Genomic DNA, 21,935 nt, shown 5'->3' with positions numbered 1-21,935 from the left:
CAGGCTGTGTCGAAGGCTCTGTCGGCCCGTTCCGGAACGGCCCGTAGGCTTGTCAGATGCATCTTGTCGCCCAGGACCTGGCCTTCGCGTACCCCGGGCGGGACGTTCTGGCCGGTGTGAGCTGCACGGTGAGCGACGGCACGCGGCTCGGCGTCGTGGGGGAGAACGGGTCCGGCAAGTCCACGTTCCTCCACCTGCTGGCCGGTGACCTGCAGCCGAAGTCCGGCGAGGTCCGCCGGCACGGTTCCGTGGCCCTCGTCGAGCAGGAGCTCCACCCCACCCCCGGACAGACCATCGGCGACGTCGTCGCCGGCACGCTCGACGGCCTGCGGGCGGCGGCGGCCGAGCTCGAGGCCGCGGCCGCCGCGTTCGACCACGGCTCGGGGGACCTCGCGGTGCTCGAACGCACCCTGTCGCACGCCGAGCACCTCGCGGTCTGGGACGCCGACCGGCGCGTCGAGGTGGCCCTGACGCGGCTGGGCGCACCCCGCGACCACGGCCGCCGGCTCGACCGGCTCAGCGTGGGGGAGCGGTTCCGGGTCCGCCTCGCCTGCCGCCTCGCCGAGCGCTCCGACCTGCTCCTGCTGGACGAGCCCACCAACCACCTGGACGACTCCGCCATCGAGTTCCTCACCGGCGAGCTCGTCGCGTGGCGCGGCGGCGTCGTGCTGGTCACGCACGACCGCGAGCTGCTCGACGACGTCGCCACCGCGATCCTCGACCTCGACCCGTCCTGGGACGGCAAGCCCGTGCTCTACGGGCAGCCGGGCTACCTCGCCTACCGGTTCGCGAAGAACCAGTCCCTGCACCGCTGGCGGCAGCGCTACCGGGCGGAGCGCAAGCGGGCGGCGGCGCTCGCGGAGCGGCTCGACGAGTCGTACGAGGGCCTGTCCGACGAGTGGCGGCCCGCGAAGGGCTCGCAGAAGCACCGGCGTGCCACCCACGCCCGGATCCACGTCAAGGCCGCGGACCGGCTCGTGCAGAAGCTCGAGGCGGAGGCCATCGAGGTACCGGTGCCGCCGGTGGAGCTGCTCTTCCCGGACCTGCCGGCGATGTCGCCGGGCTGGGACCCGGCCCAGCCGGTGGTCGAGGTCCGCTCACCGCGCGTCGGTCTGTCGCACGGCAGGGACGACGACGGCGCCCGGCTGGACCTGCCCGGCACGCGGGTCGCCGTCCCGCCGTCGGGGCGCCTGCTCATCGTGGGGCCGAACGGCACCGGCAAGTCGACGCTGCTCGGTGCGCTGGCCGGCACGCTGGAGCTGGACCGGGGGAGCAGGTTCGTCGCGCCGGGCGCGCGCATCGGCGTCGTCGGCCAGGAGAGTGAGCCCATCACCGGCAAGGCGCGGCTGCGCACCGGGTTCGAGACGTACGCCGACGAGGCTCTCCGCCTGCTCTCCTCCGGTGAGCTGGACCCGGACCACGTGGTACCCGTTGCGGGGCTGGGCCTGCTCAGCGAGGAAGACCTGGACCGGCCGCTCGCCGAGCTGTCCGCGGGGCAGCGCCGCCGCTTCGAGCTGGCGCGGGCGCTCCTGCACGCGCCGCACGTGCTGCTCCTGGACGAGCCGACGAACCACCTGTCGATCGACCTCGTCGACGAGCTGACCCGCGCGCTGCAGGTGACGCCGTGCGCCGTGGTGGTGGCGACGCACGACCGCCGCATGCGGTCGGACCTGGAGGACTGGCCGGTGCTGGACCTGAGCTGAGGGACCGGGAACCTTCGGTCCGGGTATCGGCCGCGGCGGGAACCGTGCTCATCGGAGCATCTCCGAGATGCGCCGGCGCCGTTCGTAGGCCAGCGCCGCCTTGGCAAGGGCCACCGACCACAGCGGCCACAACAGCTGCGGCAGGAGGATGAGCGGAAGCTCGAGCTGGTTGGCCCAGTTCTCCTCCCCCGGGGCGAAGCCACCGATCAGGATCGCCCGGCTGGCGCACATGACCAGCATCGCGACCACCAGCGCGGGGACGACCGCCATCCTGATCGGGACGCGCTTCCCGGCCAGACCGATCATCCACCGGGGAAAGCGTTCGCCCCAGGAGGCCATGAGGCCCCAGGTGAGGACGGCTCCGCCACAGGCGGCGGCGCCGAGCCCCAGGCCTGCCAGCAGCAGCTCGTCGGTGAACTCGGGGGAGCGGAATCCCGGCACGTGCAGGGCCATCAACACCCGGCTCAGGGCATAGAGCACCGGCGCCTCGATTGCGATCAGGGCCCATCGCCGGGTGGCCCGGGTCGCCTGGTCGAGCGACTCGGACGTCGCGTCCGCAGGCCGGAGAGCCTGCGCGTCGCGAGCGGAGAGGAACAGCGCGGCCGCACCAGCCAGGGTGAGGAGCTGCACGCCCAGCCCCGGTGAGACCAGGATCGCAGCGGTCTCCGGCCCCTCGGTCACCATGCGCACGAGGAACATCGGCAGGTAGCCGGACACCATGATGACGGTGTGGTCGAGCGTGAGCAGGGCGACCACGGCCAGCGACACCAGCAGGCGGACGCGCTGGCGTTCCGGCCAGGACCCGGGTGGAGCGAGCAGGACGAGCGCGCCGAGGAGGAGGGCGGTACCGGCCACCACGCACCACACGTCGGCGAGCGTCTCGCCGAGGAACAGCAGCGGTTGACCGACGTTGTCGGAGGCGTCGGCGAGGACGTTGTGTCCGCCGAGGAGACTAACGGCGGCGACGGCGAGCAGGGCGACGGAACCGAGAAGTGGAAGTATCACGCGACGAAGTGGCATGTCTCCACTGTCGGTCGCCGCACGGCCGCGTCCATCACCCGAGCGAACGGTTCCGGTCACCCGTGCGGGGGAGGCCGGCCCACCGCCGCGCCCGCGACTCCCAGATCGCCAGGGAGCGACGAGCTACCTCACGGAAGCCGCCCCACGTGGGCCATCGCCTGCTTGAGCAGCATGCCCTGACCGTTCATCATCTCGGCCTGCACGTCGTCGGCGCACGCCTCCTCCGGCGTCAGCCAGGCGAGGTCCAGGGCGTTCTGCTGCGGGCGGCAGTCACCGGTGACGGGCACGACGTACGCGAGCGACACCGCGTGCTGACGCGGGTCGTGGAACGCGGTGATACCCGGCGTCGGGAAGTACTCGGCGACGGTGAACGGCTGCGGCGACGGCGGTACCTGCGGCAGCGCCACCGGGCCGAGGTCCTTCTCGATGTGCCGCAGCAGCGCGTCCCGGAGGCGCTCGTGGTACATGACGCGCCCCGAGACCACGGCTCGCGTCATCGTGCCCTGCGTGTTCACGCGCAGCAGCAGCCCGACGGCGACCACGTCACCCGAGTCGTCGACCCGGACCGGTACGGCGTCGACGTACACGAGGGGGAGCTGTGCCCGCACGACCGCGAGGTCCTCGTCGGTCAGCCACCCCGATACCTGGGAGGGGTCGCGGTAGAACTCGTCGTCGGGTGGGTAGTCGGCAGTGTCCGTCACGGGGTCCGTTCTACCAGTTCGGGCCTCGCGCTGCCTTACCCCGCGCCGTCGGACCGCCGCAGGGGGTGTCGTGCCGCTCACTGAGGCGCTGTTCCTGGAATAGCCGAGAGCAGAACTGTGCTGCACCAAGGAGACGTTCAACGAGAGGAAACGAGACATGGCCACCGTCGACATCACTGACGCCACGTTCGAGAAGACCGTCAGCGACAACGAGATAGTCCTCGTGGACTTCTGGGCCACCTGGTGCCCGCCGTGCAAGATGTTCGGACCGGTCTTCGAGGCGTCCTCGGACAAGAACACCGACATCGTGCACGCCAAGATCGACACGGACGCGAACCCCGGCATCTCGTCGGCCGCGCAGGTGACGTCCATCCCCACGCTGATGGCGTTCCGCGACGGCGTGCTGGTCTTCCGCCAGGCAGGCGCGCTGCCGGCCAAGGGTCTCGCCGAGGTCGTCGAGGCGGTGCGCGGGCTCGACATGGAGGCCGTGAAGAAGGACCTCGCAGCCCAGCAGAACTGATCCGCCCGGCTCGGTAGGGCTGAGCAGCGGCGACGGCCGCCTCCTTACGGGGAGGCGGCCGTCGCCGTCTGCCGGGCCGCTGTGCGCGAGGGGGGACTCGAACCCCCACGTCCGAAGACACCAGGACCTAAACCTGGCGCGGCTGCCAATTACGCCACTCGCGCGCGGCGCTCAGTCTACGGGTCCAGGGGCAGGTCAGCGGAATGCGGCGAGCCCCGTGATGTGTCGCCCGAGCACCAGCGTGTGGACCTCGTCGGTGCCCTCGTACGTGCGCACCGACTCCAGGTTGCTGGCGTGCCGCATCGGTGAGTGGTCCAGCGTGATGCCGTTGCCGCCCAGCACCGTGCGCGCCTCCCGGCAGATGTTGATGGCGATGCGGGCGTTGTTCAGCTTGCCCGCCGAGATCATGTGCCCCTCCAGGCGCCCGGCGTCCTTGAGCCGGCCGAGGCGCAGCGCCACGAGCTGGGCCTTGGTGATCTCCAGCGCCATGTCGACGAGCTTGGCCTGCGTGAGCTGGAAGCCCGCGATCGGCGTGCCGAACTGCTCGCGTTCCTTGGCGTAGGCCAGCGCGGCCTCGAAGGAGTCCCGTGCGGCACCGACCGTGCCCCACACGATGCCGTAGCGCGCCTCGTCCAGGCAGGCGAACGGCCCCGCCAGACCGGGATGCTCGGGCAGCAGGGCGTCCGCGGGCACCCGCACGCCGTCCAGCGTGATGTCGCACTGCACGGACGCGCGCATCGACAGCTTCGGCTCGATCGGCACCGCGGTGAACCCCGGGGCCGACGTCGGCACGATGAAGCCGCGCACCCGGTCCCGTGCGCCGCCACCCTCCTGCGCTTCGGCGACCTTGGCCCAGATGATCGCGATGTCCGCGAACGAGGCCATGCCGATCCAGCGCTTGGCGCCGTCCAGCACCCACTCGCCGCCGGAGTCGCCGCCCTCGCTGCCCGGCTCGAACCGGGCGCGCGTGGTCATGCTCGCCGGGTCGGAGCCCGCGCCCGGCTCGGTGAGCCCGAAGCAGCCCACCACCTCGCCGGTCGCCATGCGAGGGAGCCACCGCTGCTTCTGCTCCTCGGAGCCGTGCTTGTGGATCGCCGACATCGCCAGCGAGCCCTGCACCGAGACGAAGGTGCGGATGCCGGAGTCGCCGGCCTCCAGCTCCTGCACCGCCAGCCCGTACTCGACGGCGGACCGGCCGGCGCAGCCGTACCCGTCCAGGTGCATGCCGAGCAGGCCGAGCTCGCCGAACTCGGGAACCAGCTCGCGCGGGAAGTGCGCGTCGGCGAACCAGCGCGCGATGTTCGGGCGGACGCGGCGGTCCACGAACTCCCGCACCCGGTCCCGGGTGGCCAGCTCCGCGTCGCTCAGCTCCGAGTCGACGTCGAGCAGGTCGGCGGGCGAGCCCATCAACTGTGCCTTCCGTGCCTGATCCTGCGGTTCCGCTCCGGCCGGGTGCCTCGTTCCTCGGCTCCCAGCCTGCGCTGCACCTCCGTCTCAGTCATCGAGCCCGAGAACCTTGCGGATCCGGGCCACGTGACCGGTCGCCTTCACGTTGTAGAAGGACTCGGCCACCGTCAGGTCCGGGTTCACCACGACGGTGGAGCGGATGACGCCGACGTACGTCTTGCCGTAGTTCTGCTTCTCGCCCCAGGCGCCGTACGCCTCCAGCGTCGTGTGGTCCTCGTCGGACGCGAGCGGGAAGGTCAGCGACTCGGCGTCGGCGAACTTGGCCAGCTTCGACACCTTGTCGGGCGAGATGCCGACGACGGCGTAGCCCGCGCCGAGCAGCGATGCCTCGGAGTCGCGGAAGTCGCAGGCCTCCTTGGTGCAGCCCGGCGTCGCGGCGGCCGGGTAGAAGTACACGATGACGCCCTTGGTCGTGTTCTGGGCCAGGTCGGCGAGGCGGACGGTCGCGCCGTCGGCGGTCGGGAGCGTGAAGTCGGGAGCCTTGTCCCCGGGTGCGAGACGTGTGGTCATGCCCGTAACGGTAGCCGCCCGGCGGGCCGACGGCGGTCCGTCCGGCGGGACCTGTGGACAGCCTCGTCCGGTGGTCGCGTAGCGTTGTCCTGTGAGCACCCCCGCTGTGACGAACGCTGTGTCGAACGCTGTGTCGAACACTGTGACGAAGCCCGGCAGCCTCCCGATCCGCATGCTGCACGACCGGCTCCTGGTCGAGCCCGAGACGGACTCGGCGGAGCGGCAGTCGACGGCCGGTCTCGTGATCCCGGCGACCGCGGTCGGGCCCAAGCGGCTCGCGTGGGCGACGGTGGTGGCCAAGGGCGAGCACGTGCGGCAGGTCGCCATCGGCGACCGCGTCCTGTACGACCCCGAGGAGCGTGCCGAGGTGGACCTGGCGGGCAAGGACTACGTGCTGCTGCGCGAGCGGGACGTGCACGGCGTGGCCGAGCGCGACGAGGCGGACGGCGCCACGGGGCTGTACCTGTAGCAGTCGGCCGACGGCCCGCCTGTCGCGCAGTTCACAGGGCCGGGCCGTTCGTTCGGTTACCGATGACGGTGCTGGTCCTGGTAGTGTTTCTCCCCGTTGCGCGCCATTAGCTCAATTGGCAGAGCAGCTGACTCTTAATCAGCGGGTTCTAGGTTCAAGTCCTAGATGGCGCACCAGCACGGCGGTCCGGCGGCCCCCTCCCGAGGGTGGTCACGGACCGTCGTGAGGCGGAGTAAACCGGTGCGCCAGAGGGCTCAGGCCCTGGTAATCTTTCCGTCGCAGGCGCCATTAGCTCAATAGGCAGAGCAGCTGACTCTTAATCAGCGGGTTCGGGGTTCGAGTCCCTGATGGCGCACCACACGGCGAAGGCCCCCACCACGGTGGGGGCCTTCGCCGTTCCCGTTCCTGATCCGCGCTGCCGGCGGTCCAAGTTCACCCACCCGCAGCGTGCCCGCTGACCTGGGGTTTCAGCCGAACGGGTGGACAGTTTGTCCGGTTGTCGCCTGCTGATCCCGTTCCGTTCACCCGCCCGGTCCAGGTTGGCCTCCGGGCGTGCTCAGAGCCGTCCACCTTTCACGGAGCACAGGGAGGACGGCCATGCGGCCAGTCACCAGGAAACAGCGGGGCCGGCAGCAGGCCGCTCTCGTCGCGGCGGTCACAGCGGCCACGCTCGCGATGACGGGGTGGGTCGCGACGTCGTCGTCCGCCGCCCCTGCGGACACCGGCCGCACCGCGGCCGGCCGGACCGCGACCGCGCCGCACGAGCCGGCGGCTCCCGCAGCCGGCGGCCCGGTCCTCACGCCGGCCGACGGCGAGTTTCTCGAGGGGACGGTGCCCGTCGCGGCGGTGCCCGTCGCGCCCGGCGACGACGTCGAGCGCCTCACCGTCGACGGCGTGGACGTGCCCGGCGCCACCGAGACGCTGGGCACGTCGATCCTCGGCTACACCGTCGGGAGCAACTCGACGGAGGCGCGCTACAAGAGCTACGTGTCGGTCAACGGCTCGGAGCCCATCTACCTGCCCGACGCCGTGAGCGAGCGCGTCGAGCTGGAGGTCCCCAACGAGTACCTCGTGACCGGCGAGAACACCGTCGAGGTGGTCGCGGGAACGTTCGACACCAGCTGCGGCGCGAACCACGACGACTTCGTTCTCTCGGACTTCACGCTCGAGCCGCTCGGCGAGACCGCCGACGGCGAGGAGAACGAGTACACCTACGCGTTCGGCGACGGCAGCTGCGGCAGCAACACCAGCCTGCTCCTGCGTGCCGAGCTCTCGTTCTTCGTGCAGGGCGACCCGCAGGGCACCACCGGCCTGCGGGCCGACCTCGACACCACGACGCTGGCGAACGGCAAGCACACCATCGAGGCCCGCAGCGCCGACGGCGACACGACGGCCCACGAGGTCCGCGTGAACAACGCCCCGACGGGTGCCCCGCGCCTCACCCCGGTCGACGGCACGCTCGCCAACGGCACGGTGGCCGTCGCTGCCGCCCGTCCCGCGGGTGCTGACGGCGGCGTCGCCGACCTGCTGCTCGACGGCGGTGAGCCCGAATCGCTGCCCACTCTCGGCAACGGCGCCGCCATCTTCTCGTTCGACGTCGGCGCGAACTCCATCGACGATGCGTACCACAACTTCCTGCTGGTCAACGGCTCGCGCGTCGAGCTCGGCGGCGACTGGGCGAGCGAGCGGGTGGATGTCACGATCCCGGCGAGCCTGCTCGTCCCGGGCGACAACGCGATCACGCTGGTGGCCGGCGACTACGCGTCGTCCTGCGGTGCCAACCTCGACGATTTCGTGATCTCCGGCCTCGACCTGGCGTTCGACGGCGCCACGGTCACGGGACACGGCGTCGCCGACTCCTACGCGCTGGGCGACGGGAACTGCGGAACCGACGACAGCCTGCTGCGTGAGGTCGCGCTCACGTACACGATCGATGCACCCGCGGTCACCCAGCACCCGTCGCTGGGCGCGGGCGACGCGGTGCTGGCCTTCGACGTGGGCTCCAACTCGATGGAGGCGCGGTACGGCTCGTACCTGGAGATCAACGGGCACGAGCTCACCATGGACGAGCGGGACTACGTGTCCGAGCGCGCCGAGATCACCGTCCCGAACGAGTGGCTCCTGGCGGGCTGGAACCGGATCGACGTGGTCGCCGGCACCCTGTACGGCAGCTCGTGCGGCGACAACCGCGACGACTACACGCTGACGAACCCCGTGCTCACCCCTGCCGAGGGCACGGCGACGCACGTCAGCATGCGCGCGAGCCACAACATCGGGGACGGTAATTGCGGGAGCAACGTGAACCCCGAGGTCGAGGTCGACTGGGTCTTCCACGTCGACGCTCCCGCGCGCGGCCTGATCACGCAGCTCGACACCGCCGAGCTGGCCGACGGCGAGCACGAGCTCGCCGCGACGTCGACCACCGGGGAGACCGCCACCCGCGCCCTGTTCACCGACAACACCGGCCCGGCGCTCGTCTCCGCGACGCCTGCCAAGGGCGACCGGCTCACGAGCAGCGTGCCGCTCGCGGTGTCGGTGGACGACGCCTCCGGCGTCGTGCAGGGTCCCGACCTCACGCTGGACGGGAAGAAGATCGCCGTGGGCGACCTGGTCGGTCCCGGTCTCTCCGCCGGCCGCCACATGCTCGAGGTCTCGGCGACGGACGGCATCGGCAACGAGGTCACCCACGAGATCCCGTTCGTCAGCGCCGGGATCCCGGACGTGCCGGCCGACGTCGCACCGGCGTCGGGCACGTCGGACGTGGGCCGCACGGCGACACTGAGCACGAAGGTCGCGGAGCCCGACGGCGGCAAGGTCACCACCACCTTCTCCAGCGCCGAGATCCTCACCCCGACCAACGCCTGGCAGGGCGAGAGCGACGGCGTGCCGACCGCTCTCCAGGTCCCGGGCCAGCAGAGGCTGAGCACCAAGGGCCTGGAGCCGGGCGACGGCCGGTCCGCGGACTCGCCCGCGTCGGGTGACGTCACCTACCAGCGGTTCGACGTGCCGGTCCGCGGCAAGGTCGAGGCGCCGGTGCTGCGCTGGGAGGGCACGGCCGACCCGGCCCGCCTGGTCAGCCTGCGCGCCTGGAACCCGGACACCGAGGCGTGGGACGTCGTCGCGTCCGCACGCGGTGCGGTCGACGGGCACACCGTGCTGGAGGGTGCCGTGACCCGCGACTACGTGCACCGTGGCAAGGTCCACGCGATGGTCACAGGTGAGGACCCCTTCGCCGACGACATCGACGCCGGGGACCCGGACGCGTTCGCCGACCCCGCCGGGTACGACTTCTCGATGGTCCACTACACGGACACGCAGTACCTGTCCGAGGGCGCCGTCGAGCAGGAGACGGCCGAGGAGCGCGCCGTGTGGGGCAGTGCCTACACGAGCGTCATGGACTGGATCGTCGACAACGCCGAGGAGCGCAAGATCGCGTACGTGGCGCACACCGGCGACATCACCGAGAACAACATCCGGGCGATCCCGCCGGAGCTCGAGGAGCAGGTGGCGGGCGAGTTCGAGTTCGCCTCGGAGGCCCAGGGCCGGATCGACGCGGCGGGCATCCCCAACGGCGTCGTCGCGGGCAACCACGACAACCAGTCGGGCAAGAACCCGGAGCTGTTCGACGAGCATTTCGGGCCGGACCGTTACGAGGAGCTCGCCGAGGGCTGGGAGAACGCCACCTATGGCGGGTCCATGACGCCCGGCTCGAACGAGAACCACTACGACCTGTTCTCGGCCGGCGGCCTCGACTTCGTGGTGGTGGGCCTGTCCTACGGCGTGACGCGGGACGAGGCCGAGTGGGCGGCGGAGATCTTCGACCGCTACTCCGACCGCAACGGGATCCTGCTCACCCACGACTACCTGGAGCCGTCCACGTCACCCGACGGGCGCGGCGCCAACTTCGGTGGGTCGGACGGGCCGCTGCTGTACAACCTGCTCGTCAAGGACAACCCGAACGTCTTCATGGTGCTCGCCGGGCACCGCCACGGCGTGGGCACCAACGTGCGCCCGCCGGTGGTCGGCGACATCGGCGGCGGCGTGGTCGAGCTGCTCGCGGACTACCAGTTCTACACGGTGTCCGCGGACCAGCTGGGCCTCACCGAGATCGGCGGCTACCAGCCGACCGACCGGCTCCGCCTGGGCGCGTCGTTCTTCCGCATGCTGCAGTTCGACGTCGACCGCGGCGAGGTCTCCATCGACACCTACTCGCCGCTGCTGGGCGAGTTCGGCGCCACCGAGTACGACGAGGACCAGCGGTACAACGGGCTCGAGGACAACATGGTGCTGCCGGTCGACCTGACCTCACGCACCACGTCGTTCACCACCGAGTCCGTGGTGCTGTACGACCCGGTGCACCTGATCGGCGAGGACACCGTCGCGTCCGGTGAGGTCGCCTCGGTCCGGTGGACCGGTCTCAAGCCCGACCGCACCTACGCCTGGTTCGTCACGGCCCGCACCTCCGGGGGCGGCACCACGACGGCTCCGCCGGCGTACTTCACCACGGCGCGGCGTTGAGGTTCTGGCGCCCCGTCGCCCTGGCGGGGCTGCTCGCAGTGGTGAGCAGCCCCGCCGTCGGGCAGGCCGCGTGGGCCCACGACGCGACCAGCGACGTCTACGCGGAGGTGGCTCCCGCGGCTCCGGCGGGTGGTGCGACGGCGGACGGCGGCCCGACGACGGACGTCACCGCGGTGCTCGACCTGGAGTACGACCTGCTGATGAAGTCGGCGTGGCTGCGGGCCGAGGCGTACGAGGCCACGGGCCGGGCCGACCAGCTCGCGCAGATCGACGAGCACGAGCGGGCCGTCGACGGGTACGTCACCGACCGGTTCATCGTCGCCTACGACGGCGAACCGTGCGCCCCCGCTCTGACCGCCGCCGACGTCGTGGAGCGCGGGGACCGGCCGTACGCCTCCCTGACCTACTCCTTCGCGTGCGACGGCGAGCCGGAGGGCGTGCACGAGGTCTCCAGCAACCTGTTCCCGGACGCCGAGTCGTTCGTGCACTCCACCGAGACGATCGTCCGGTACACGCTGGACGACGAGGAGGGCTCCGCGGTGCTGACCGCGGCGTCGCCCACCCTCACCACGGGGGAGCACCGCCTGCTCAAGCAGGTGGGGGAGTTCTTCGTGCTGGGCGGCGAGCACCTGCTGTTCGGGCTGGACCACGTGCTGTTCCTGCTGGCGCTGCTGATCGGCGCCCGCAGGCTGCGCGACGTCGTCTGGACCGCCACCGTCTTCACCGTCGCGCACTCCGTGACGTTCCTGCTCGCGGCTCTCGGTGTGGTCTCGGTGCCGGCGATCGTGGTGGAGCCGGTGATCGCGGCGTCCATCGCCGTCGTCGCGGCGGTGGACCTGTATCTGATCTGGCGCGCGCCCGGCGGCGCGTCCCCGGGCACCGTGCGGGACGCGCTGCGGTGGCGGCCGCCGGCCGGGTCGCGGGAGCAGCTGACGGCCTGGGACCGGTGGCGCCTGCCCGTCGTGTTCGTCTTCGGGCTGGTGCACGGCGTCGGCTTCGCGGGTGCGCTCGGCATCGACGCTGCCTGGTCGTGGACCCTGCTGTGGTCGCTGCTGTCCTTCAACGTGGGCATCGAGGCGGTGCAGCTCGGCATGATCGCCCTCGTGTTCCCCCTGCTCGTGCTGCTGCGCGTCCGGGCCCCGCGGGCCGCGCGCTGGGTGCTCGGGGCGGCGACCGCGGGGATCGTGGGAGTGGCTCTCTTCTGGGTGGTGGAGCGGCTGGCAGGCGCCTGAAGCGACTACCCCTACGTTCGGCTGATCCTGGGTGGGGTTAGTCGTGGGTGCGCCAGAACGCCTCCAGCTCGGCGTCGAGCGCCGGGGCAACCTGCATCGGCAACGAGTGGGTGGTGTCGGGCCAGATCTTCACCTGGGCGTCCGGGATCAGCTGGGCCTTGTCCGCGGCCTCGCCGCCGGCCAGGGAGGAGTCGCTCGCGATCGCCACGTAGACCGGCATCGGCAGGTCCTTCAGCTCCGCATCGGTCAGCTGGACGGGATTGGGCAGGCCCGACGAGTCGTAGTGCTGCGAACCCACGGCGATCATCCGGGCGAGCGGGTCGTCCGGGTCGACCTCCTCGTCCGTGACGCCGCCGATGCGGTTCAGGGCCGCTTCGCGCCAGGACTGCGGGAGGAACGGCAGCGAGGCCGGGATGCTGTCGACCACCACCGAGATGGGCAACGAGCCCAGCGTGAGGACCGGCTCGATCAGCGTCAGGCTGGCCAGTCGCTCCGGGTGCCGCACCGCGACGGCGGCGGCCAGGCCGCCGCCCTGCGAGTGGCCCATCAGGTGGGCGCGCTCGATGTCCAGGCCTGCCATCGCCTCGTCCACCCACCGTGCTGCGTCCCCGACGTTGCGCATCGGGATCGTCTGCTCGGACAGGCCGGTGTCGCCGATGACGTCGAAGGCGTAGACGGTGCGGTGCTCGACGTAGTGCGGCAGGTTGTCGCCCCACATGGGCGTGGCCGCCGAACGCCCGGGAAGCAGGACGACGGGGGTGGTGTCACGCTGCCCCTTCGCGATCCAGGCGTAGGCGCGGACCGTGCCGAAGCTCGTCTCGATGTCGTGCGTCTCCGTGGGCTCGGGTAGGCGGTCCAGCGCCTCGGCGTACGCGTCCGCGTAGGTCTGGCGCGCGTCGGGCGAGCGGAAATGGCCGACGGCGGGGCCGCCGGTCGCGACGAGCAGCGCCAGTCCGCTCGTCGAGACCACCGCGACGAGGGTCAGCAGGACTGTCGGCCAGCGGCGGCGCTTCGGTCCGGAGTGGTTCGTGCGCATCGGAGGGTCCTCCCGGGGGCGTCGGCTGTTTTGCAATACGATCGCATCGTAACAGGTTGCGATGCGACCGTATTGTTATCGTGGGCGCATGCCGAGAGTCGTCGACCATGAACAACGCCGCTGGGAGATCGTCTACGCGCTCTGGCTGGTGATCGCCCAGCACGGGATCGAGGGCGTCAGCCTGCGGCACGTCGCGGCGGAGGCGGGCGTCTCGATGGGGCGGATCCAGCACTACTTCGGCACGAAGGAGGCTCTCGTCCTCGCCGGGTGCACCTCGCTGGTCCAGAGCGCGTACGGCGGCTACCGGGAGACGGCCGACGCCGCGCCGCGCGAGCGCCTGCTGCACGTCGTGAGCCAGCAGATCCCGCGGGACGACGCCGGGCGCATGGGCGTCAGTGTCTGGTACGCCTACGTGGCGAAGTCGATCAACGACTCCGCCGTCCGCCAGGTGCTGGCCGAGGCCCGCCGGGGCGCGGAGGAGGAGTGCGTGCGGCTGATCCGGGCCGACCGGGATGACCGGGCTGACCTGGCCGGCGCCGGTCCCGGAGACGACGCCGACGACCCGGCGGCGCTGCAGCAGGCCAGGCGCCTGCTCGCCCTGGCCGACGGCCTGACGCTCCGGGTCCTGGTCGGCGACCTCGAGCCGGCCGAGGCCGTGAGCATGCTCGAGGCGGAGGTCGGTCGGCTCTGAGGCGCCGGCGGGTCAGTCACTGTCGCGGTGGTCGCCGAGCAGGCCCTCGAACAGCTCGTCGATCTGTCGTGCGACCGCGACGTCACGCGCCATCCGGTCAGGCCTGCCGCTCAGCTCGGCCCAGGCGCCCTCGCCGTACAGCCCACGACGGATCCAGTCCAGGACGAGATCGGGGGCGCAGGCGCGGCGCCTCGTCGCGATCCTGGTGAGCTGTGCGAGGTCGGCGTCGGACAGGTCGATCACGACGCGCCGTCCGTCGAGCTCGACCTGGGAGCACGAGCCGCGGTCGGTCATGGTGCTTCCGATCAGAGGTCGTCCGGGGGTGCTTCAGGTGATCCGCTCCCAGCCTTCCGTAGGCCGGAGCCCGCCCGCACGGCGAGCCCCGAATCCTTGCGGATACGCAACGCCCGGCCGCCACCTCGTACGCTGTGCCCGTGAGTCAGCCCGTTCCGCCCCAGCCCGACGCCCCGCACCAGCCCGACGCCGCGGACCGGCCCGACGCCGCGGACCGGCCCGAGCTCGCGGGGTTCCGGACGAAGCCGGTGTCGTTCGTGCGCCGGTCCGGCCGGCTCACCGACAGCCAGAAGCGGATGTGGGCCGAGCGGCACGGTACCTACCTGATCGACGTGCCCCGGGCGATCGCCCGGACCTCCGTCGACCCTCGGTACGTGCTTGACGCGGCGGCGGTGTTCGGCCGCACGGCACCGCTGGTCGTGGAGATCGGCTCCGGTCTGGGCGACGCCGTCGTCGAGGCGGCCGTCACCGACCCCGCACGCGACTACCTCGCCGTCGAGGTCTACCAGCCCGGCCTGGCACACACGATCGCGCGTGCCGAGCGGGCCGGAGCGGCCCTCGGCCAGGACGGGCTGCCGAACCTGCGGCTCGTGCAGGCCAACGCGGCCGAGCTGCTGGAGACCACGATCCCGGCCGGGTCCGTCGACGAGCTCTGGGTCTTCTTCCCCGACCCCTGGCACAAGGCGCGCCACCACAAGCGCCGTCTGGTCACCGCGGAGTTCGCGGCGCTCGCGGCCCGCGTGCTGCGGCCCGGCGGGATCCTGCGGCTCGCGACCGACTGGGCGGAGTACGCCGAGCAGATGGTCGAGGTGCTCGAAGCCGACGCCGGGCTCACCAACGCGCACGGCGCGGGCGCCCTGGCCCCCCGGTTCGAGCGGCGCGTGCTCACCGGGTTCGAGCGCAAGGCTCACCAGGCCGGACGCAAGATCGCCGACCTGGAGTACGTACGACGCTGACCTGGCGACGTGCCGGGAAAGGCGTTTGCCTCAGCCATGTGAAATGCGGCACATTGGGCCGCGGTGCGAAGGGCGCACCGGGTCGCGGGCACAGCGCGCGCCCCCATGAGCCAATGGAGGCGTCTTGAGTGATGTAGAGGCTTCAGGGCCTGTAGAAACCGATTACCAGCGGGTCGAGAGATCGGACGAGTTCCAGAGTCTCCGCAAGGCCTTCCGCAACTTCGTCTTCCCGATGACGGCGCTGTTCCTCGTCTGGTACCTGCTGTACGCGCTCATGAGCACGTACGCGCACGACTTCATGAGCATCCGCGTGGGCGGCACCATCACCGTGGGTCTCATCTTCGGGCTGCTGCAGTTCGTGTCCACGTTCGTGATCACCACGCTCTACGCGCGGTGGGCGAACAACAAGTTCGACGCCCGGGCCAAGGCCCTGCGCGAGGAGATCGAGGAGGGCGCGCTGTGAACGGGACGGTCATGGCAGCGGCGGCCACGAACGTCGGCAACATCTGGATCAACATCGGCATCTTCGCGGCGTTCGTCGTCGTCACCCTGATCGTCGTCTTCCGGGTGTCCCGGCAGAACAAGAGCGCCGCGGACTTCTACGCCGGCGGCCGCAACTTCACCGGCACCCAGAACGGCACGGCGATCGCCGGCGACTACCTGTCCGCGGCGAGCTTCCTGGGGATCGCGGGTGCCATCGCCGTCAACGGGTACGACGGCTTCCTGTACTCGATCGGCTTCCTCGTGGCCTGGCTCGTAGCCCTGCTGCTGGTCGCCGAGCTGCTGCGCAACACCGGCAAGTTCACGATGGCCGACGTGCTGTCGTTCCGGCTCAAGCAGCGGCCGATCCGGATGGCCGCGGCGATCTCGACGCTCGCGGTGGTGTTCTTCTACCTGCTGGCGCAGATGGCGGGCGCGGGCGGGCTGGTCGCTCTCCTGCTCGGTATCACCGACCAGGCCGGACAGGGCGTCGTCATCGCCGTCGTGGGTGCCCTCATGATCCTGTACGTGCTGGTGGGCGGCATGAAGGGCACCACGTGGGTGCAGATCATCAAGGCGACCCTGCTCATCCTGGGCGCCGGGGCCATGACGATCTGGGTGCTGGCCCTCTTCGGCTTCAACCTGTCCGCTGTCATGCAGGAGGCCGTGAACATGGCCGGCGAGAACGGCGAGGCGATCCTCGAGCCGGGTCTGCAGTACGGCGCCACCGCCGTCTCGCAGCTCGACTTCCTGTCCCTCGCGCTGGCGCTGGTGCTCGGCACCGCGGGTCTGCCGCACGTGCTGATGCGCTTCTACACGGTGCCGTCCGCCAAGGAGGCCCGGAAGTCCGTGGTCGTGGCGATCTGGTTGATCGGCATCTTCTACCTGTTCACGCTGGTGCTCGGGTACGGGGCGGCGGCGCTGGTCGGACCCGAGGCGATCCTCGCGGCACCGGGCGGACAGAACTCCGCGGCCCCGCTGCTGGCGTTCGAGCTCGGCGGCGAGATCCTGCTCGGCATCATCGCGGCGGTCGCCTTCGCGACCATCCTCGCCGTGGTCGCCGGCCTGACGATCACCGCGGCGGCGAGCTTCTCGCACGACATCTACGCCTCGATCATCAAGAAGGGGCAGGTCGCGCCGGACGGCGAGGTCAAGGTGGCCCGCTGGACGGTGGTCGTGATCGGCATCATCGCCATCATCGGCGGCATCTTCGCCAACGGGCAGAACATCGCGTTCCTCGTGGCGCTGGCGTTCTGCGTGGCGGCGTCGGCGAACCTGCCGACGATCATCTACTCGCTGTTCTGGAAGCGGTTCAACACGTCCGGCGCGCTGTGGAGCATCTACGGCGGCCTGATCTCGACGATCGTGCTGATCATCTTCTCGCCCGTCGTGTCGGGCAAGCCCGCCGACCCGGTGACCGGGCTCAGCAAGTCGATGATCAGCGACCCGAGCATCGACTTCCACTGGTTCCCGCTCGACAACCCGGGCATCGTGACGATCCCGCTCGCGTTCGTGCTCGGCATCGTCGGCACGTACCTGAGCAAGGAGCGGTCGCACCCGGAGAAGTACGCCGAGATGGAGGTCCGCTCCCTGACGGGCGCGGGCGCGGAGAAGGCGACGGCGCACTGACCGGCTGAACCACCCTCGTTGAGTGCTGGGTATTTGTGCGATCAGGAGGCTCTGACCCGCAAATACCCAGCACTCAACTGGCTTCAGGGGGCGATGGTCAGGTGCACGATGCGGTCGGCGTCCAGCGTGTAACGGTAGCGGAGGTCGACGACGCCACCCGGGAAGTCGCCCTCCAGGTGCCGCATGGCTGTCCAGTGCTCCGCGTCGTCCTGGCGGACGGCGGTGAGCTCGCTCGTGTAGGTGTACTCGTTCGCCGCGCGGCCCAGCCAGGCCCGGATCTCGGCCAGGCCCCGGTAGGTGTGGCCCTCGTCGGTGACGGAGGCATGCTCGGCGAAGCAGGCCAACTCCCGTTCGACGTCGCGTGCCTCGTGGGCCGCCTGGTGCGCGGCGACGACGGTGGGCACGTCGCCGAGCTCGGCGGCGTCGCCTCCTGTGGTGGTGCTCTCCTGTGCTGCGTTCATGCTGTTCTTCCTTTCCTCGGTGTGTGTCCGACGGCGGTGTCAGCCGACCGTCGGGACCGTCCCGCCGTCGATCGTGTGCTCGGCACCCGTGATGGCCGCCGAGCGGTCGCCGACGAGGAACGCGACAAGTTCTGCCACCTCGGCGGGTTCGCTCGGCCGCCCGAGCGGGATGCCGCCGAGCGAGTCCATGACCTGGCCCAGGGCCTCCTCCCGCGTGATGCCCTGACCGGTGGACAAGCGCTCGACCAGGCCGTCCGCACCCGACGACCGGATGAAGCCGGGGGAGACGACGTTGACCCGGACGCCGTACGGGCCCACCTCGTTGGCCAGCCCCTTGCTGTACGTCGTCAACGCGGCCTTGGCCGCGGCGTAGCCGAGCGTGGCCGCGTGCAGGGGCTGCCTGCGCTGGATCGACGCGACGTGCACCACCGCTCCCCGGCCGGCACCGACCATGCCGGGGACCAGGGCCCGGTCGAGCCGGACGGCCGCGAGCAGGTTCAGGTCCAGCTCGTGGGCCCAGTGCTCGTCGGTGAGGGCCGCGAAGCCGCCGGACGGCGACCGCGACCCGCCGAGCGTGTTCACCAGGATGTCGAGGCCGCCGAGCCGTTCGGCGGCCTGCTCGGCCACGCGCGCGACGCCGTCGGGAGACGTCAGGTCGGCGACGACGAAGTCGTGCCGGTCAGGCAGTACCGGGGGTGCCGTGCGGGCCGTGCCGAGCACGATCGCTCCGGCCTCGCGCAGACGTGCCGCGACGGCGGCACCGGTGCCCCGGCCGGCACCGGTCACGAGGGCGCGGCGGCCGTCGAGACGGTCGCTGATGGTCACGGGCGGTGGGGAGGCGTCGTCGGTGGTGTGCATGGCCCCCACGCTGCGGCCTCCCCCGGGGAGAGGGTCAACCGGCCGCTCCCGGTCGAGCCTCTCCCCGGGGGAGGGTGCACAGTGGTGCGGTGAGAAGTGATGCGGTGACCAGTCATGTGGTGGACCGGGGTCTGACCATCGGTGAGTTCGCCCAGCTCACCCACCTGAGCGTGCGCACCCTGCGCCGGTACCACGAATCGGGGCTGCTGGAGCCGGAGCGGGTCGACCCGGTCAGCGGCTACCGGTACTACACGAGCGCGCAGATCCCGCCCGCCCAGGTGATCCACCGCCTGCGGCAGCTCGACGTGCCCCTGGCGGAGGTGCAACAGATCCTCGCGACGCAGGACGCCGAGGCTCGGGCGGAGCTCGTCACCGGTCATCTCCGGCGGCTGGAGGCGGAGCTCGATCGGACCCGGGCCGCCGTCGCCTCCCTGCGGCAGCTGCTCAGCCCGAGCACGCCGCCGGAGGTCGCGCTGCGCACCGAGCCCGCCCGGCGGGTCGCGGCGATCACCGGTGTGGTCGCGCAGGACGAGGTCCTGGCCTGGTACTCGGCGGCCATGGCGGAGCTGGATGCCGCTGTCGCCGGCCACGACCGCCTGGGGCCGCCCGGCGGGCACTACGCGAACGAGCTGTTCAGTGACGGGCATGGGTCGGTGCTGGTGTACCGACCCGTGGCGGACCCGCCGGAGCACGGGCGGGTGCGGCCGGTCGAGCTGCCCGCCGCGGAGCTCGCGACGGTGGTCCACCGCGGCCCGCACGACGACATCGACGTCACGTACGGCAGGCTCGGCGCATGGGTGGTCGACCACGCCCTGGCGGTCGAGGGCCCGGTGCGCGAGACCTATCTCGTCGCCCCGGCCGACACCTCCGACCGGGCGTCCTGGCGCACGGAGCTGGCCTGGCCGGTCTTCCGTCTGACCTGACCCCTCGTTGAGTGCTGGCTATTTGTGGGTCTGCACCGCTGAACCCAACAAATAGCCAGCACTCAACGGGCGGGGCGGTCCAGGCGGATGACCACCGACTTCGACGCCGGGGTATTGCTGCGGTCCGCCGTGTGGTCCAGCGGTACCAGCACGTTGGTCTCCGGGAAGTAGGCCGCCGCGCAGCCGCGCGCCGTCGGGAAGGCGATGGCACGGAACCCGGGCGCCCGGCGCTCCTCGACCGTGCCGTCCGCCGTCCGCCACTCGCTGATCAGGTCCACCGTGTCGCCGTCGGCGAACCCGAGGGCCGTGAGGTCCTCGGGGTGCACGAACACGACCCGCCGCCCGCCCTTCACGCCGCGGTACCGGTCGTCGAGACCGTAGACCGTGGTGTTGAACTGGTCGTGGGAGCGGACGGTCTGGAGCAGCAGCCGGCCTTCCGGGACCTGGACCACCTCCAGCTCGTTCACCGTGAAGTTCGCCTTGCCGGTGGTCGTCGGGAAGAGGCGGGCGTCCCGCGGCGGGTGTGGCAGCACGAACCCACCGGGCTCGGCCACGCGTCGCTCGAAGTCCTCGAAGCCCGGGACCACGCGCGAGATCGAGTCGCGGACGCGCGCGTAGTCGCCGGCGAACTCCTCCCACGGGGTCGGGTCGTCGGCCCCGAGCGTGCGGCGCGCGAGATCGCAGAGGATGGCGGTCTCGCTGCGCAGCGAGTCCGAGGCCGGGTCCAGCCGGCCCCGGGACGTGTGCACGACGCTCATCGAGTCCTCGACGGTCACCACCTGCTCGCGCCCGCCCGTGTGGTCCCGCTCGGTGCGGCCCAGGCAGGGCAGGACCAGGGACCGCTTGCCCGGCAGGACGTGCGACCGGTTCAGCTTGGTCGAGACGTGCACCGTGAGCGGCACCTCGCGCAGCGCGGCCTCGGTGACGGCGGAGTCCGGAGTGGCCGCGGCGAAGTTTCCGCCCACCGCCATGAAGACCCGCAGCTCCCCGTCGCGCAGCGCGCGCACCGTGTCCACGACGTCGTGCCCGGGGGCGCGCGGGGGCTGGAAGTCGAACTCCGTGGCCAGCGCGTCGAGGAACGCCCCGGTAGGCCGTTCCCAGATGCCCATGGTGCGGTCGCCCTGCACGTTGCTGTGCCCGCGCACCGGGCAGGCTCCCGCGCCCGGTCGGCCGACATTCCCGCGCAGGAGCAGGAAGCTCACCACCTCGCGGATCGTCGCCACCGCCTGCTTGTGCTGGGTCAGGCCCATCGCCCAGCAGACGATGATCCTGTCGGCGGCCAGGACGTCACCGACGAAGTCCTCGATCTCGGACCGGTCCAGGCCGGTCGCCGCGTCCACGTCGGCCCAGTCGAGGCTGCGCCACGCGGCCGCGGCCTCGGGGAAGCCCGAGGTGTGCTCGGCGATGAACTCGTGGTCCAGCACGCCCGGGTGCCCGGCCGTGCGGGCGTCGTCGTCCGCCTCCAGGAGCAGGCGGTTGACCGCCTGGAAGAGGGCGAGGTCGCCGGCGAGGCGGACCTGCAGGAACCGGTCGGCGAGCTTCGTGCCCTGCCCGACCACGCCCCGCACCCGCTGTGGGTTCTTGAACGTCTGCAGCCCGGCCTCGGGCAGGGGGTTGATGGCCACGATCCGCGCACCGCGGTCCTTGGCCTCCTCGAGCGCGGTGAGCATGCGCGGGTGATTGGTCCCGGGATTCTGCCCGACGACGACGATCAGGTCGGCGTGGTAGGTGATGTCCTCCAGCGACACGCTGCCCTTGCCGATGCCCAGTGTCTCGACGAGGGCGGTGCCCGACGACTCGTGGCACATGTTCGAGCAGTCCGGCAGGTTGTTCGTGCCGAGCTTGCGGGCCAGCAGCTGGTAGACGAACGCCGCCTCGTTGCTGGTGCGGCCCGAGGTGTAGAACGCCGCCTGGTCCGGCGACTCCATGCCGCGGAGCTCGGTGGCGACCAGGTCGAGAGCCTCGTCCCAGGAGACGGGCCGGTAGTGGTCGGCGCCCTCGTCGCGCAGCATCGGCTCGGTGAGCCGCCCGGACTTGCCCAGCCGGTGATCGGTCCAGGTCGCCAGCTCGGAGATCGGGTGCTCCGCGAAGAACGCCGCGTCGGCGCGCCGGCGCGTGGACTCCTCCGCGACCGCCTTGGCGCCGTTCTCGCAGAACTCCGCGAGGTGCGGCTTGCCCGGCTCCGGCCACGCGCAGCCGGGGCAGTCGAAGCCGCGGTGCTGGTTGAGGAGGGGCAGGGTGCGCAGACCACGTGCGACACCCGCCTCGTCGAGGACATGGGCCAGACCGTGCACCACCCCGGGTACGCCGGCGGCGCTGCTCTTCGGCGGGCCGATGCGCAGGGTCTTCTCGGGGGCTTCGGTGCGGGCCTCGTCGCTCACGTCGGTCACGGCTCGACCCTACGCCGGACTTCACCCTGTGGGGAGAGCCTGGACATTTCGCCCCGTGCGGGTGCGAGACTGGCGGC

Annotated in this window: 19 protein-coding genes and 3 tRNA genes; 12 read left to right on the top strand and 10 right to left on the bottom strand. The window is 71.3% G+C overall.

Translation table 11 applies throughout. The annotated features are described in order from the left end of the window. Nucleotides 1–56: 56 nt before the first annotated feature. Nucleotides 57–1,703, top strand: coding sequence for an ABC-F family ATP-binding cassette domain-containing protein (locus tag LUU90_RS07070; protein ID WP_275002646.1), 1,647 nt, complete (start codon nucleotides 57–59; stop codon nucleotides 1,701–1,703). 48 nt (nucleotides 1,704–1,751) lie between these two features. On the opposite strand, the gene LUU90_RS07065 is transcribed toward LUU90_RS07070, so the two are convergent. Both LUU90_RS07065 and LUU90_RS07060 read right to left on the bottom strand, forming a co-directional pair. Beyond that, nucleotides 1,752–2,708 (bottom strand): hypothetical protein, encoded by a 957-nt coding sequence (locus tag LUU90_RS07065; RefSeq protein ID WP_275002645.1) that lies wholly within the window; start codon nucleotides 2,706–2,708, stop codon nucleotides 1,752–1,754. Between the two features lie 143 nt (nucleotides 2,709–2,851). After that, on the bottom strand, nucleotides 2,852–3,424 hold the full coding sequence (locus LUU90_RS07060; RefSeq protein WP_275002643.1) for an NUDIX hydrolase family protein: 573 nt from the start codon (nucleotides 3,422–3,424) through the stop codon (nucleotides 2,852–2,854). A gap of 157 nt (nucleotides 3,425–3,581) precedes the next feature. Here LUU90_RS07060 and trxA point away from each other — a divergent pair, with 157 nt between their 5' ends. Continuing rightward, on the top strand, nucleotides 3,582–3,944 hold the full coding sequence (gene trxA / locus LUU90_RS07055) for a thioredoxin (RefSeq protein WP_274995804.1): 363 nt from the start codon (nucleotides 3,582–3,584) through the stop codon (nucleotides 3,942–3,944). Nucleotides 3,945–4,026: 82 nt separating this feature from the next. Here the strand turns inward: trxA and LUU90_RS07050 are convergent. From LUU90_RS07050 to bcp, 3 genes are all read right to left on the bottom strand, one after another. Further along, nucleotides 4,027–4,108, bottom strand: a tRNA-Leu gene (locus LUU90_RS07050). A gap of 31 nt (nucleotides 4,109–4,139) precedes the next feature. After that, the gene (locus LUU90_RS07045) at nucleotides 4,140–5,351 is read right to left on the bottom strand and encodes an acyl-CoA dehydrogenase family protein (protein ID WP_275002642.1); all 1,212 of its coding nucleotides are present in this window, start codon (nucleotides 5,349–5,351) and stop codon (nucleotides 4,140–4,142) included. A gap of 87 nt (nucleotides 5,352–5,438) precedes the next feature. Then, a complete protein-coding gene (gene bcp, locus LUU90_RS07040) occupies nucleotides 5,439–5,921 on the bottom strand; it encodes a thioredoxin-dependent thiol peroxidase (RefSeq protein WP_275002641.1) in 483 nt (160 codons plus the stop codon). A gap of 106 nt (nucleotides 5,922–6,027) precedes the next feature. On the opposite strand from bcp, the gene LUU90_RS07035 reads away from it, so the two are divergent. From LUU90_RS07035 to LUU90_RS07015, 5 genes are all read left to right on the top strand, one after another. After that, entirely contained in the window at nucleotides 6,028–6,390 is a 363-nt protein-coding gene (locus LUU90_RS07035; RefSeq protein ID WP_425596209.1) for a GroES family chaperonin, read from the top strand. A 100-nt stretch (nucleotides 6,391–6,490) separates the two neighbouring features. Then, nucleotides 6,491–6,566: transfer RNA gene (locus tag LUU90_RS07030), tRNA-Lys, on the top strand. A gap of 106 nt (nucleotides 6,567–6,672) precedes the next feature. Then, nucleotides 6,673–6,748: transfer RNA gene (locus tag LUU90_RS07025), tRNA-Lys, on the top strand. A 239-nt stretch (nucleotides 6,749–6,987) separates the two neighbouring features. Next, nucleotides 6,988–10,908 carry a metallophosphoesterase gene (locus LUU90_RS07020; protein ID WP_275002640.1) on the top strand — a complete coding sequence of 1,307 codons (3,921 nt, stop codon included), beginning with the start codon at nucleotides 6,988–6,990 and terminating at the stop codon, nucleotides 10,906–10,908. Beyond that, on the top strand, nucleotides 10,905–12,140 hold the full coding sequence (locus LUU90_RS07015; protein WP_275002639.1) for a HupE/UreJ family protein: 1,236 nt from the start codon (nucleotides 10,905–10,907) through the stop codon (nucleotides 12,138–12,140). Before LUU90_RS07020 ends, LUU90_RS07015 begins: the two co-directional genes overlap by 4 nt. 37 nt (nucleotides 12,141–12,177) lie before the next feature. On the opposite strand, the gene LUU90_RS07010 is transcribed toward LUU90_RS07015, so the two are convergent. After that, nucleotides 12,178–13,176, bottom strand: a complete 999-nt coding sequence (locus LUU90_RS07010; protein ID WP_275002638.1) for an alpha/beta fold hydrolase — start codon at nucleotides 13,174–13,176, stop codon at nucleotides 12,178–12,180. An 88-nt stretch (nucleotides 13,177–13,264) separates the two neighbouring features. Here LUU90_RS07010 and LUU90_RS07005 point away from each other — a divergent pair, with 88 nt between their 5' ends. Next, on the top strand, nucleotides 13,265–13,867 hold the full coding sequence (locus LUU90_RS07005) for a TetR/AcrR family transcriptional regulator (protein ID WP_275002637.1): 603 nt from the start codon (nucleotides 13,265–13,267) through the stop codon (nucleotides 13,865–13,867). A gap of 12 nt (nucleotides 13,868–13,879) precedes the next feature. On the opposite strand, the gene LUU90_RS07000 is transcribed toward LUU90_RS07005, so the two are convergent. Beyond that, nucleotides 13,880–14,161: a hypothetical protein gene (locus tag LUU90_RS07000; protein ID WP_275002636.1), complete on the bottom strand. Its 282-nt coding sequence runs from the start codon at nucleotides 14,159–14,161 to the stop codon at nucleotides 13,880–13,882. 140 nt (nucleotides 14,162–14,301) lie between these two features. Here LUU90_RS07000 and trmB point away from each other — a divergent pair, with 140 nt between their 5' ends. The 3 genes from trmB (at nucleotide 14,302) to LUU90_RS06985 (ending at nucleotide 17,226) form a co-directional block, all read left to right on the top strand. Then, complete coding sequence (gene trmB, locus LUU90_RS06995; protein ID WP_425596204.1) at nucleotides 14,302–15,117, top strand: tRNA (guanosine(46)-N7)-methyltransferase TrmB; 816 nt, start codon at nucleotides 14,302–14,304, stop codon at nucleotides 15,115–15,117. Nucleotides 15,118–15,241: 124 nt separating this feature from the next. Further along, nucleotides 15,242–15,580 carry a DUF485 domain-containing protein gene (locus LUU90_RS06990; protein ID WP_275002634.1) on the top strand — a complete coding sequence of 113 codons (339 nt, stop codon included), beginning with the start codon at nucleotides 15,242–15,244 and terminating at the stop codon, nucleotides 15,578–15,580. 11 nt (nucleotides 15,581–15,591) lie between these two features. Beyond that, complete coding sequence (locus tag LUU90_RS06985) at nucleotides 15,592–17,226, top strand: solute symporter family protein (RefSeq protein ID WP_275002757.1); 1,635 nt, start codon at nucleotides 15,592–15,594, stop codon at nucleotides 17,224–17,226. Nucleotides 17,227–17,309: 83 nt separating this feature from the next. Here LUU90_RS06985 and LUU90_RS06980 read toward each other — a convergent pair whose 3' ends face one another. Together LUU90_RS06980 and LUU90_RS06975 are read right to left on the bottom strand one after the other, a co-directional pair. After that, nucleotides 17,310–17,687 carry a nuclear transport factor 2 family protein gene (locus LUU90_RS06980; protein WP_275002633.1) on the bottom strand — a complete coding sequence of 126 codons (378 nt, stop codon included), beginning with the start codon at nucleotides 17,685–17,687 and terminating at the stop codon, nucleotides 17,310–17,312. 39 nt (nucleotides 17,688–17,726) lie between these two features. Then, entirely contained in the window at nucleotides 17,727–18,545 is an 819-nt protein-coding gene (locus LUU90_RS06975) for an SDR family oxidoreductase (RefSeq protein ID WP_275002632.1), read from the bottom strand. Nucleotides 18,546–18,649: 104 nt separating this feature from the next. Between LUU90_RS06975 and LUU90_RS06970 the strand changes: the two genes are divergently transcribed. After that, nucleotides 18,650–19,468, top strand: coding sequence for a MerR family transcriptional regulator (locus tag LUU90_RS06970; protein WP_275002631.1), 819 nt, complete (start codon nucleotides 18,650–18,652; stop codon nucleotides 19,466–19,468). Between the two features lie 62 nt (nucleotides 19,469–19,530). On the opposite strand, the gene LUU90_RS06965 is transcribed toward LUU90_RS06970, so the two are convergent. Next, nucleotides 19,531–21,858, bottom strand: coding sequence for an FdhF/YdeP family oxidoreductase (locus LUU90_RS06965; protein ID WP_425596203.1), 2,328 nt, complete (start codon nucleotides 21,856–21,858; stop codon nucleotides 19,531–19,533). Nucleotides 21,859–21,935: the final 77 nt, after the last annotated feature.

The sequence above is a fragment of the Promicromonospora iranensis genome (assembly GCF_028994775.1).
Classification (GTDB): Bacteria; Actinomycetota; Actinomycetes; order Actinomycetales; family Cellulomonadaceae; genus Promicromonospora; species Promicromonospora iranensis_A.
The sequence above is the reverse complement of the archived record's forward strand: the minus strand, read 5'-3'. Positions and strand labels throughout refer to the sequence as shown.